The 12,351-nt window shown below is 72.4% G+C and carries 10 protein-coding genes and 1 pseudogene; 1 reads left to right on the top strand and 10 read right to left on the bottom strand.

The features are described 5' to 3' along the window. The 10 genes from AB0G32_RS20735 to AB0G32_RS20690 form a co-directional block, all read right to left on the bottom strand. Window positions 1-189, bottom strand: a 189-nt coding sequence (locus AB0G32_RS20735; protein ID WP_361164929.1) for a Pro-rich N-terminal domain-containing protein, incomplete at its 3' end; no start/stop codon positions are given. A 243-nt stretch (window positions 190-432) separates the two neighbouring features. Further along, window positions 433-1,527 (bottom strand): 3-dehydroquinate synthase, encoded by a 1,095-nt coding sequence (aroB, locus tag AB0G32_RS20730; RefSeq protein WP_361164926.1) that lies wholly within the window; start codon window positions 1,525-1,527, stop codon window positions 433-435. After that, a complete protein-coding gene (locus tag AB0G32_RS20725) occupies window positions 1,524-2,039 on the bottom strand; it encodes a shikimate kinase (RefSeq protein ID WP_361164923.1) in 516 nt (171 codons plus the stop codon). Before AB0G32_RS20725 ends, aroB begins: the two co-directional genes overlap by 4 nt. Then, entirely contained in the window at window positions 2,036-3,220 is a 1,185-nt protein-coding gene (aroC, locus tag AB0G32_RS20720) for a chorismate synthase (RefSeq protein WP_361164920.1), read from the bottom strand. The genes AB0G32_RS20725 and aroC overlap by 4 nt, the downstream gene beginning before the upstream one ends. A gap of 133 nt (window positions 3,221-3,353) precedes the next feature. Beyond that, window positions 3,354-4,193 carry a shikimate dehydrogenase gene (locus tag AB0G32_RS20715; protein ID WP_361164917.1) on the bottom strand — a complete coding sequence of 280 codons (840 nt, stop codon included), beginning with the start codon at window positions 4,191-4,193 and terminating at the stop codon, window positions 3,354-3,356. Next, complete coding sequence (gene mltG / locus AB0G32_RS20710; protein ID WP_361164914.1) at window positions 4,174-5,904, bottom strand: endolytic transglycosylase MltG; 1,731 nt, start codon at window positions 5,902-5,904, stop codon at window positions 4,174-4,176. Before mltG ends, AB0G32_RS20715 begins: the two co-directional genes overlap by 20 nt. Window positions 5,905-6,027: 123 nt before the next feature. After that, window positions 6,028-6,492: a Holliday junction resolvase RuvX gene (ruvX, locus tag AB0G32_RS20705; protein ID WP_361164911.1), complete on the bottom strand. Its 465-nt coding sequence runs from the start codon at window positions 6,490-6,492 to the stop codon at window positions 6,028-6,030. Next, window positions 6,492-9,164 (bottom strand): alanine--tRNA ligase, encoded by a 2,673-nt coding sequence (gene alaS, locus AB0G32_RS20700; protein WP_361164908.1) that lies wholly within the window; start codon window positions 9,162-9,164, stop codon window positions 6,492-6,494. Before alaS ends, ruvX begins: the two co-directional genes overlap by 1 nt. Then, on the bottom strand, window positions 9,164-9,523 hold the full coding sequence (locus tag AB0G32_RS20695) for a hypothetical protein (RefSeq protein WP_361164905.1): 360 nt from the start codon (window positions 9,521-9,523) through the stop codon (window positions 9,164-9,166). The genes alaS and AB0G32_RS20695 overlap by 1 nt, the downstream gene beginning before the upstream one ends. 7 nt (window positions 9,524-9,530) lie before the next feature. After that, the gene (locus AB0G32_RS20690; RefSeq protein ID WP_361164902.1) at window positions 9,531-9,974 is read right to left on the bottom strand and encodes a DUF948 domain-containing protein; all 444 of its coding nucleotides are present in this window, start codon (window positions 9,972-9,974) and stop codon (window positions 9,531-9,533) included. Window positions 9,975-10,146: 172 nt separating this feature from the next. On the opposite strand from AB0G32_RS20690, the pseudogene AB0G32_RS20685 reads away from it, so the two are divergent. Further along, window positions 10,147-12,339, top strand: a pseudogene (locus AB0G32_RS20685) (AAA family ATPase); the annotation flags it as partial. Window positions 12,340-12,351 lie beyond the last annotated feature (12 nt).

Raw genomic sequence — 12,351 nt, 5'->3', positions numbered from 1 at the left:
GGCGTGCGCCGGCACCGGCGGGGCGGCCGGGGGCGGGCCCGGGTAGCCGGGGGCCGGCGGCGGGGGTACGGGAGCGGACCGCGCTCCCGGGGGCGGGTCCGGGTGATGTGCGGCCGGGGACCAGCCGGTGGCCGGTCCGTGCCCCGGCTGGTGGGGCGGCGGCAGCGGAGAACCCACTGCGTGCTGCATCCGGTGCCACTCCGTCTCGTTCTTCGGGCTCGGTCCGCCACCGGGCGCTGCCGCCGGGGCCCAGGCTCGGCACCGGCGCGCACCGTCGGCTCACTCACCGCGGGCGATGGGCGCTGACAGCGGGGCCGACCCCGCCTCTGTCGCAGAACGGTACCGCCCCCGGCCGTCGTTTGGTGAACGGCCGGGGGCGGTACCAAGTGCCCGATGGGCAGGGCGAATCGGGCGGATGGTGCTTGACGGGACCTACTGCCCCACTTCGCCGTAGGCGGCGAGCAGGACCGCCGGGTCGGGGCCCTCCAGGACGGTGGGCTTGGCCAGGCCGTCCAGGACGATGAAGCGCAGCAGGTCGCCGCGGGACTTCTTGTCGACCTTCATGTTCTCCACCAGCTTGGGCCACTGGTCGTGCCGGTAGTGCAGCGGCAGCCCGACCGCTTCGAGGATGCTGCGGTGCCGGTCGGCGGTGGCGTCGTCCAGGCGGCCGGCCAGGCGGCCCAGTTCGGCGGCGAAGTGCATGCCGACCGCGACGGCGGCGCCGTGCCGCCACTTGTAGCGCTCGTTCTTCTCGATGGCGTGGCCGAGGGTGTGGCCGTAGTTGAGGATCTCGCGCAGACCGGCTTCCTTGAGGTCCGCGGAGACGACCTCGGCCTTGACCCGGATGGCCCGCTCGATCAGCTCGGCGGTGTGCGGACCGGCCGGGGTGCGGGCGCCCTCGGGGTCGGACTCGATGAGCTCCAGGATCGCCGGGTCGGCGATGAAGCCGGCCTTGATCACCTCGGCGAGCCCGGAGACGTAGTCGTGGACCGGGAGGGAGTCCAGCGCGGCGAGGTCGCACAGCACCCCGGCCGGCGGGTGGAAGGCGCCGACGAGGTTCTTGCCCTCGGCGGTGTTGATGCCGGTCTTGCCGCCGACGGCCGCGTCGACCATGGCCAGCACGGTGGTCGGCACGGCGACCCAGCGCACCCCGCGCAGCCAGGTCGCGGCGACGAACCCGGCGACGTCCGTGGTGGCGCCGCCGCCGACGCCGACGATGACGTCGGTGCGGGTGAACCCGGACTGGCCGAGCGCCTTCCAGCAGTAGGCGGCGACCTCGGCGGTCTTGGCCTCCTCCGCGTTGGGCACCTGGATGGCGATCGCGTCGTAGCCCTGGCCCGCGAGGTCGCCGCGCAGCGCGTCACCGGTCTCGGCGAGCGCCTCGGGGTGGATGACGGCGACCCGCTTGGCCTTGGGGCCGACGAGTCCGGGCAGCTCGTCGAGGAGCTGCCGGCCGACCAGGACCTCGTAGGCCGCGCTGCCCGCGGTGGCGCCGACCTGGATGCGGGTGACTGCCTCGCTGCTCATGCTTCTTCCAACTCCAGTGCGTCCAGGGCGGCCTGAGTGACCTCTTCCGGGGTGCGGCCGTCGGTGGACACGACGGCCTCGGCGACCCCCTCGTACAGGTGCCGTCTGGCCTCCATCAGCTCGCGCCACTGCTTGCGCGGGTTGACCGCGAGCAGCGGCCGGGCCGCGTTGAGCCCGGTGCGCCGGGCCGCCTCCTCGACGTCCATCGAGAGGTAGACGACGCGGTGCGCGGCGAGCAGCGCGCGGGTGTCCTCGTCCAGGATCGCGCCGCCGCCCAGGGAGAGGACGCCGTCGTGCTCGGTGAGCGCCCGGTGCACGGCCTGCTTCTCCAGGGCGCGGAAGGCGGCCTCGCCGTCCTCGACGAAGATCTCGGCGATGGTGCGGCCCTCGGCGGCGACGATGTCCTCGTCGGTGTCCCGGTACCCGGCCCCGAGCCGCTCGGCGAGCAGCGCGCCGACCGTGGACTTGCCGACCCCCATCGGACCGACCAGGACGAGCAGCGGACGGCTCATCGGATGGCCAGTGCGTCGAGGTAGGAGGTGACGTTGCGCCGGGTCTCGGGCACGCTGTCGCCGCCGAACTTCTCCGCCACCGCGTCCGCCAGGACCAGGGCGACCATCGCCTCGGCGACGATGCCGGCCGCCGGGACGGCGCACACGTCGGAGCGCTGGTGGTGGGCGGCGGCCTCCTCGCCGGTGACGACGTCCACGGTCTTCAGGGCGCGCGGCACGGTCGCGATCGGCTTCATCGCCGCCCGCACCCGCAGCAGCTCACCGGTGGTCAGCCCGCCCTCGGTGCCGCCGGAGCGGCCGGAGGCGCGCTTGATGCCCTCGGGTGTGGCCAGGATCTCGTCGTGCGCCTGCGAACCGGGCACCCGGGCCAGGTCGAAGCCGTCCCCGACCTCGACGCCCTTGATCGCCTGGATGCCCATGAGGGCGGCGGCCAGCCGGGCGTCGAGGCGCCGGTCCCAGTGCACGTGCGAACCGAGTCCGACCGGAACGCCGTACGCCAGCACCTCGACCACACCGCCGAGGGTGTCGCCGTCCTTGTGCGCCTGGTCGATCTCCTCGACCATCGCCGCGGAGGCGTCCGCGTCCAGGCAGCGCACCGGGTCGGCGTCCAGCTTCTCGACATCGGCCGGGGTCGGCAGCACCCCGTAGGGCGCCTTGGCGGCGGCCAGCTCGACGACATGGCTGACGACCTCGATACCGGCCGTCTCCTTCAGGTACGACCGCGCCACCGCGCCGAGCGCCACCCGGGCCGCGGTCTCCCGCGCGGAGGCGCGCTCCAGGATCGGCCGGGCCTCGTCGAAGCCGTACTTCTGCATGCCCGCGAGGTCGGCGTGACCGGGCCGGGGCCGGGTCAGCGGGGCGTTGCGGGCGAGTCCGGCGAGGATCTCCGGGTCGACCGGGTCACCGGCCATGACCTGCTCCCACTTGGGCCACTCGGTGTTGCCCACCATGATCGCGACCGGCGAGCCGAGGGTCAGGCCGTGCCGGACACCGCCGAGGAAGGTGACCTCGTCCCGCTCGAATTTCATCCGAGCGCCGCGCCCGTAGCCGAGCCGCCGCCGCGCCAGGTGGTCCGCCACCATCTCGGTGGTGATCGGCACGCCGGCCGGAAGGCCCTCCAGCGTCGCGACGAGTGCGGGGCCGTGCGACTCCCCCGCGGTCAGCCAGCGCAACCTGCTCAACAGTGCTCCTCGGTGTTCGCGCCCGGTCCGTCACGGCGCGACCGGGTGCGCGGCCCTGATCCGCCGGCCCCAATCCTCCCATGTCCCCCGGTGCGGTCCGGGCGCCGGTCCACCAACCGGACAGCGGACCGGCCTAGGCGCCGGCGAGCGCCTGCTCGCCGGCCGCCCGCATGGCGGCCAGCGGGGCCGGGGCCTGCCCGGTCATCTGCTCCACCTGGAGCACCGCCTGATGCAGCAGCAGGTCGAGGCCGCCGACCACGGCTCCGCCGTGCGCCGACCAGCGGGCGGCCAGCGCGGTGGGCCAGGGCTCGTACAGCACGTCGAAGAGGGTCGCGGGCATCTCCGGCACGGCGGCGGTGAGGGCGTCGGTGGTACCGGCCGGGGTGGTGGCCACCACCAGCGGGGCGCGCAGCGCCTCCGCGGCCCGCGCCCAGTCCACGATCCGGACGTCGACGCCCAGCCGCTCGGCCCAGCCCCGCATCTCCTCGGCCCGGGCCTCGCTGCGCACGTACACGGCGACCTCGCCGGCGCAGATCCGGGCCAGCGCGGCCAGCGCGGAGGAGGCGGTGGCGCCGGCGCCGAGGATCGCGGCGCGCTCCACCTTCTCGACGCCGTGCTCGCGCAGGGCGGCGACCATGCCCGGGATGTCGGTGTTGTCGCCGGTGCGGCGGCCGTCCTCGGTGAAGACCACCGTGTTGACCGCGTCCACGGAGGCCGCCGTCTCGCTGATCTCGTCCAGCAGCGGGATGACGGCCCGCTTGAGCGGCATCGTCAGCGACAGCCCGGCCCACTCGGGGCCGAGATTGCCGACGAAGCCCTCCAGCGCCGCCTCGTCCACGTCGAAGAGGTCGTACGTCCAGCCCGTCAGGCCCAGCTCGGCGTACGCGGCGCGGTGCAGCACCGGGGAGAGGGAGTGGGCGATCGGGGAGCCGAGGACGGCGGCGCGGCGGCCGTCAGTCGCCGGTACTGGCATTGAACTTGTCCTTCAGCTTCTCGAACTCGGCGTTGGTCTTGGCGAACTCGGTGTTGCTCACACCGTCGGTGGCCACGAAGTAGATCCAGCCGTCGTCCGTGGGTTTGAGCGCGGCCGCCAGGGCCTCGGCACCGGGGTTGCCGATGGGACCGGGGGGCAGGCCCTTGTGGTAGTAGGTGTTGTACGGGTCCGGGTTGCTGTTGATCTCGGACTCGCCGATGTGGATCTCACTCTGACCCATCAGGTAGTTGAAGGTCGAGTCGAACTGCAGCTTCTGGTTGGTCTCGTAGTTGTCGGGCTTGAGGCGGTTGTAGATCACCTCGGCCATCTTGCGGAAGTCCTCGTGGGTCTTGCCCTCGGCCTGCACCAGGCTGGCGACCGTCACCAGCTGCCAGGGCCCGTCGAGCCCCAGTTCCTTGGACTTCTTCTCGAAGCCCAGCTCCTCGTACTGGTCGGCGGCCCGGGCCACCATCTCCTTGAGGATCTCCTTCGGCTTCTGTCCCTTGGCCGCGGAGTAGCTGGACGGGTAGAGGAAGCCCTCCAGCGGGTCCTTGACGTCCTCGTGGTTCATCGCCCAGTCGGGCAGACCGAGGTCCTTCCAGTCGCTCTCGGCGACCTTGGCGGTGGTGCCGCTGGCGACTTCCAGGCGTTTGTCGATGAGCTTGTAGACGGCGGCGGCGCGCGTGCCCTCGGGGATGACCAGGGTGTTGCGGCTCTTGGGGCTGAGCATCAGCTGCACGGCGCTCTCGGCGGACATCTCCTTCTGGAGCGTGTAGACGCCGTCCTGGATGCCCTTGGCGTTCGGGTTGCTCTGCAGCGCGGCGATGAACGCGTCGACGCTCTTGACCACGCCCTTGCGTTTCAGTTCCTGTCCGATGACCGAGCCGCCCGCGCCCTTGGGCACGGTGACGCTCACCTGCGTGCCGTTGCCCTCCCCCGCGAAGTCCGGGGCCGCGCCGAAACGATCCTGGTAGAACTGGTAGCCGAAATAGCCGAATCCGGCCACGCCGCCGCCCAGTACCAGGCAGACCACGAGGCACGCACAACCGTTCCGCCGCTTCTTCGGCTTGCCGCCGCGACCGCGCCGGTCGCCGCGTCCAGGGCTGTCGTCATCGGCCTCGTCGGCGCCGTCGTCGCCCGCGAAGAAGGCGTGTTCTCCCTGGTCGGGGCCCGGGTCCCAGTCGGTGCGCGCGGGCTCCGGCTCGGCCCGCCGACGGCTCGGCGGCTCCGGGGGCGGGTACGCGTCCGGGGTGCCGTAGTAGTCGGGCTGCTCGGTGCCGTAGGAGGCGGTGGTTGCCGGTCCGTACGGGTCCGCGGGATCGGCGGGGTACGGAGGCTGCTGACCGTAGCCGGCCTGGCCGCCGGTGTCGTACTGCTGCTGGCCCTGCTGCTGTGCCGGGTCGTACTGCGGCCGGCCGTACGCCGGGTCGTACTGCTGCTGGCCGTACTGTCCGTCGTACTGCTGAGCGTCGTACTGCTGTCCGCCGTACGACTGACCGTCGTGCGGGTACTGCTGCTGGGCCTGGCCGCCGTATGCGGCCTGGCCCGCGTCGCCCCAGTCACCGTGCTGCTGCGGATGGTGCTGCGGCTGGCCGCCGTCGGAGGGCTGCTGTCCCGCGGGGGCCTGCTGCCCTCCCCACCCGCCGTCCCCGTACAACGGGTCCTGAGGGTGCCACGGTTCGGAGCCCTGGCCCCGGCCATACTCAGTCATGGATCCCCTAGAGCCGCGAGGCGGCGGTCACGCGGCTTTCACGGACCGCTTACCGTTCCGCCTCTCTCCGTGCGGTGGCTGTTCGAACACCGCCGCATCGCGCGGAACGTTACCGTACAGCGATCAGATGACCACTTCGACGCCCTCGCCAGGAGGATTACCTGACACCCGTTCGGATTCAAGTGCCTGCTGAAGGATGATCACAGCGGCGGCCTGGTCGATGACCTTGCGGCCCTTCTTGGAGTTCACGCCGGAGGCGCGCAGGCCCTGGCTCGCCGTGACGGTCGTCATCCGCTCGTCGACGAGCCGGACCGAGACCGGGGTGATGCCCTTGGCGAGTTCCTGCGCGAAGCGGCGGACCTTGGCCGCCGCCGGGCCCTCGCCCCCCTTGAGGGAGCGCGGCAGCCCGACGACGACCTCGATCGGCTCGTACTCCTCGACGATCGCGCGCAGCCGCCGGTGGGCGGCCGGGATGTCCCGGCCCGGCACCGTCTCCACGGGGGTGGCGAGGATGCCGTCGGGGTCGCACGAGGCGACCCCGATCCGGGCGTCCCCGACGTCGATCGCGAGCCGACGTCCTCTGCGCATTACTTGGCCGTCTCCGCGACCAGCCGCTCGACGGCGGCCACCGCGTCGCCGATGGCGGCCGGGTGCTGGCCGCCGCCCTGGGCCACGTCCGGCTTGCCGCCACCGCCGCCGCCGAGCGTCTTGGCGGCGGTGCGGACCAGGTCACCGGCCTTGAGGCCGCGGTCGCGGGCGGCGTCGTTGGTGGCGATGACGGTGAGCGGCTTGCCGTTCACGGTCGTGAACAGGGCGACCACGGCGGCCCGGCCGCCCTGGATGCGGCCACGTACGTCGAGCACCAGCTTGCGCAGGTCGTCGGCGGTGGTGCCGTCCGGCACCTGCCCGGTGACCAGGGCCACGCCCTGCACGTCCTTGGCGGACTCGGCGAGACCGCCGGCCGCCTGGAGGACCTTCTCGGCGCGGAACTTCTCGATCTCCTTCTCGGCGTCCTTCAGCTTGCCGAGCATGGCGGAGACCTTCTCCGGGAGTTCCTCGGGGCGGCCCTTGATCAGCTCCTGGAGCTGGGCGACGACCGTGTGCTCGCGGGCCAGGAAGTTGTAGGCGTCCACGCCGACCAGGGCCTCGATACGCCGCACGCCGGAGCCGATGGACGACTCGCCGAGCAGCTTGACCAGGCCGAGCTGGGCGGTGTTGTGCACATGGGTGCCGCCGCACAGCTCCTTGGAGAAGTCGCCGATGGTGACGACCCGGACCCGCTCGCCGTACTTCTCGCCGAACTCGGCGATGGCGCCCTGCTTCTTGGCCTCGTCGATGCCCATGACGTCGGCGCGCACGTCCAGGTCGCGGGCGAGCACCTCGTTGATCTTCTGCTCGACATCGGTCATCACGGCCGTGGGCACGGCGGCGGGCGAACCGAAGTCGAAGCGGAACCGGCCGGGCTGGTTCTCGGAACCGGCCTGGGCGGCCGTCGGGCCCAGGGCGTCGCGCAGCGCCTGGTGGGTGAGGTGGGTGGCCGAGTGGGCGCGGGCGATGGCCGTGCGGCGCCGGTCGTCGATGGCGGCGTGCGCCTTGGCGCCCACGGTGACCTCGCCGACCTGGACGACGCCCTTGTGGACGTAGACGCCCGGCACCGGCTTCTGGCAGTCACGGATCTCGATGACGGCACCGGAGTCGGCCCTGATCCGGCCGGTGTCGCCGATCTGGCCGCCGCCCTCGGCGTAGAACGGCGTGCGGTCCAGGACGATCTCGACCTCGTCGCCCTCGGTGGCGGCCGGCGAGGAGACACCGTCGACCAGGATGCCGACGATCGTCGACTCGCCCTCGGTGTCGGTGTAGCCGATGAAGTCGGTGGCTCCGGCGCGGTCGGCGATCTCGCGGTAGGCGCCGAGGTCGGCGTGGCCGGTCTTCTTGGCCAGGGCGTCGGCCTTGGCCCGCTCCCGCTGCTCCTTCATCAGCCGCCGGAAGCCGTCCTCGTCCACCGACAGGCCCTGCTCGGCGGCCATCTCCAGGGTGAGGTCGATCGGGAAGCCCCAGGTGTCGTGGAGCAGGAACGCCTTGTCGCCGGCGAGCACCGAGCCGCCGGCGGCCTTGGTGTCGGCGACGGCGGTGTCCAGGATGTTGGTGCCGGCCTTGAGCGTCTTGAGGAAGGCGTTCTCCTCGGCGACGGCGACCTTCTCGATCCGTTCGCGGTCGGTGACCAGCTCGGGGTACTGCTGCCCCATCATCTCGATCACCGTGCCGATCAGGTCCTTGACGACCGGACCGGTGGCGCCGAGCAGCCGCATGTTGCGGATGGCGCGGCGCATGATGCGGCGCAGCACGTAGCCGCGGCCCTCGTTGCCGGGGGTGACGCCGTCGCCGATCAGCATCACGGAGGTGCGCATGTGGTCGGTGACCACGCGCAGCGAGACGTCCGTGTCGTGGGCGTCGCCGTAGGCCACACCGGTCAGCTCGGTGGCCTTGTTGATGACGGCCATGGAGGTGTCGATCTCGTACATGTTCTGCACGCCCTGCAGAATCATGGCGAGCCGCTCCAGGCCGAGCCCGGTGTCGATGTTCTTGCTCGGCAGGTCCCCGAGGATCTCGAAGTCCTCCTTGCCGATGCCCTGGCCGCGCTCGTACTGCATGAAGACCAGGTTCCAGATCTCCACGTACCGCTCGTCGTTGACGGCCGGGCCGCCCTCGGCGCCGAACTCGGGACCGCGGTCGTAGTTGATCTCGGAGCAGGGGCCGCAGGGGCCGGGCACGCCCATGGACCAGTAGTTGTCCTTCTTGCCCAGGCGCTGGATGCGCTCGGACGGGACGCCCACGACGTCGTGCCAGATGCGCTCGGCCTCGTCGTCGTCCTTGTAGACGGTGATCCACAGGCGCTCGGGGTCGAGGCCGTAGCAGCCCTTGTCCCGGTCGCCGGTGAGCAGCTCCCAGGCGAGCTTGATGGCGCCTTCCTTGAAGTAGTCGCCGAAGGAGAAGTTCCCGCACATCTGGAAGAAGGTGCCGTGCCGGGTGGTCTTGCCGACCTCTTCGATGTCCGGGGTGCGCACGCACTTCTGGACGCTGGTGGCGCGGTCGAACGGCGGCTTGACCTCACCGAGGAAGTACGGCTTGAAGGGCACCATGCCCGCCGGGACCAGCAGCAGAGTCGGGTCGTCCGCGATGAGCGACGCCGACGGGACGACGGTGTGCCCGCGCTCCTCGAAGAAGCTCAGCCAGCGGCGGCGGATCTCGGCCGACTCCATCAGTGGTCCTCATTCCGGTTGTACGAGTACGTCGTCCTGTCGATGTACTTCGAAGTGGTCGGGTCGTTGCGGTTCTCGATGGCGGCGTACCGCCGGGGCGCGGGGAGTTCCTGGTCGACGGGGGCGTCCAGACCGAGCGCGTCGCCCAGTTCGGCCTCCCGCTGGGCCATGTTGTCGCGGACGTCGAGCGCGAAGTCCACCGCGCGGTCCTTCAGCCGGCCGCCCGCCTCGATCGCCTTGTTCGCCGCGGTGACGGCGAGGTTCTCGGGGGTGAGCTGCTTCAGCTTCCGGTTGACCTTGGTGGTGGCCCACACTCCGGCGGCGACGCCGGTGGTGAACCAGAACGTACGGCGGAACATTGCTGGGTCAGTCCTTCTTCCGCTTCGCCCGCCGGGTCGCCGGGACGGTACGGCCCACCACGACGGTGCGCCTGGGGGTCTTGGCCGGCGCGTCGTCCTTGCGGCCGCCCATCGCCCGGCGCACGCCGTAGCCGAAGGCCGCGACCTTGACCAGCGGGCCGCCGAAGGTGGAGGCGACGGTGGTGGACAGCGCCGAGGCGTTGGAGGTGACCTCCTGGACGTCGGAGGCGATCGCGTCGACCCGTTCGATCTGGGTCTGCGCGGAGCGCACCGCCGTGGACGCGTCGGCCAGCAGCGGGACGGCCTGGTCGGTCACGTCCGCCACCAGCTTGGTGGTCGCCTTGAGCGTCTGGGCCAGCCTCACCAGTGCGACGGCGAGGAAGGAGACCAGGATCGCCCAGAAGACGGCCACCAGGATCCCGGCCACCTCGCCACCGGACACTGTGTGCACCCGCTCCCTGATACGTGCCTGAACATCAAGAACATCGGAAAACTCGTGCACCGAGCCTATCGCGCCGGGGCTGGGGGTCCGTACCGGATTACCGCCCGGACGCACAAGAGTGAACCGGAGTCGCGCGAAGCGATTGTACGCACCGCTTACGCTTCAGTACGCTGCGTTGCCTATGCGTGATCACCAACCTGACGGACCGGTCCGCCCGGCCGGGAATCTGCCGCTGGAGCTGGACGCCTTCGTCGGGCGCACGGCGCAACTGACCGCACTGGACGGCGCGCTGCGCGGCGCGCGGCTGGTGACGGTCACCGGGACGGGCGGGGTCGGCAAGTCGCGGCTGGCGGAGCGGGCCGCCGCCCGGTCGGCGCCGCGGCACGGGGTGTGGCGGGTGGACTTGGCGCCGGTGCGCGACGCGGAGTTCGTGGACTACGCGGTGGTGGAGGCGCTCGGCCTGACCGACCACACCACCCGGACGCCCCGCGAGACCCTGCTCGCCCACCTCGCCGAGCGGGAGGTCCTGCTGCTGCTCGACGGAATCGAACATGTTGTGGACGCATGTGCCGAGCTGGTGACGGAGCTGCTGGGCCGGGCCCCCGGGCTGCGGGTGCTGGCGGTGGGGCGCCGCCCGCTGGCCGTCCCCGGCGAGCGGCTGTTCCCGCTGGCGCCACTGGCCGAGGAGGAGGCGGTGGCCCTGCTCACGGTCCGCGCGGCCCAGCAGGGCGTGGCGGTCGGGAACGAGGACGGCGCCGCGGTGCGGGAGCTGTGCCGGCGGCTGGACGGCATCCCGCTGGCGATCGAGCTGGCGGCGGGCCGGCTGGGCGCGCTGACGCCGGGTCAGATGCTGGACCGGCTGGACGACCGGTTCCGGCTGCTGGCCGGCGAGCACCGGACGGTGCTCCCCCGGCACCGCGCGCTGCGCACCACGATCGGCTGGAGCCACGAACTGTGCACGCCCGGGGAGCGGCTGCTGTGGGCGCGCCTCTCGGTGTTCGCGGGCCGGTTCGACCTGGAGGCCGCGGAGTACGTGTGCAGCGGCGGCGGGCTGCTCGCCGAGGACGTGCTGGACGTGCTCTCCGCGCTGCTCGCCCAGTCGGTGCTGACCCGCGAGGAGACCCCGGCCGGGGCGCGCTACCGGATGCTGGGCTCGGTGCGGGCGTACGGCGCCCAGTGGCTGGAGGCGATGGGCGACGCGGCCCGGCTGCGGCGCCGGCACCGCGACTGGTACGTGGGCCTGGCGACCTGGTGCGAGCTGGACTGGTTCTCGCCGCGCCAGCCGGAGGTGGCGGCGCGGATCGAGGCCGAGCTGCCGAATCTGCGGCTCGCCCTGGACCACTGCCTCTCCGATCCGGACGGGGCGCATCTGGGCCAGTACCTGGCGGGCTCCCTCTGGTTCCACTGGGTGGGCTGCGGGCGGCTGGCGGAGGGGCGGCACTGGCTGGACCAGGCGGTCCGCCTCGACGCGGAGCGCACCGCGCGGGAGCAGTCCCGGCTCAAGGCACTGTGGGTGCTGGCCTATGTGGCGATCCTCCAGGGCGACACGGTGCCCGCGCTGGCGGCGCTCCAGGAGTGCCGTCAGGAGGCGGAGCGGGCCCACAACCCCACGGCGGTGGCGTACGCGGTGCACCGCACCGGCTGCCTGGCGCTGGTCACCGACGACGTGGCGGGCGCCGAGCGGCTGCTGCGCGCGGCGCTGGAGCGCTATCGGGAGATCGGCGAGCTGAACAGCAATGTGCTGATGGGCCAGGTGGAGCTGGCGATGGCGCGGGCCTTCCAGGGCGATCTGGCGGACGCTGTGCGGCTGTGCGAGGACGTCCGCCAGGTGTGCGACGACCACGGCGAGCGCTGGGCCCGTACCTACGCGCTGTACGTGCTGGCGTACGCGGCCTGGAGCGACGGCGATCCGGGCGGCGCCCGGCGGCTGCTGACCGTCTGCCTGGTCGACTCGCACGGCTTCCGTGACCTGCTGGGTTCGGTGCTGGCGCTGGAACTGCTGGCGCTGGTCACGGTGACGGAGGGGGACGCGGCGGAGGCGGCGGTGCTCCAGGGGGCGGCCGGGCGGATGTGGCCCGCGGTGGGGCTGCCGCTGTTCGGTTCGGCGCACTACAACGCGCCGCACGAGCTGTGCGAGGCGGCGGCCCGGGAGCGGCTGGGCGACGAGGGGTACGAGGAGTGCCTGCGGCGGGGGGCCCGGCTGGGCCGGGAGGAGGCGGTGGCCCGGGCGCTGCGGCGGGCCGACGAGCGGCCGGCGGGCGTGCTCACGCACCCGGCGCCGGGGCATGAGGAAGCACGCCGGCCATGAGGAAACCCGCTGGGCATGAGGAAGCCCGCTGTCTCCCGCCCGGTACGAGCGGGGAGACAGCGGGCCCGGGTACCGCGG

This window comes from Streptomyces sp. NPDC023723 (assembly GCF_040639815.1).
Taxonomy (GTDB): Bacteria; Actinomycetota; Actinomycetes; order Streptomycetales; family Streptomycetaceae; genus Streptomyces.
The sequence above is the reverse complement of the archived record's forward strand: the minus strand, read 5'-3'. Positions and strand labels throughout refer to the sequence as shown.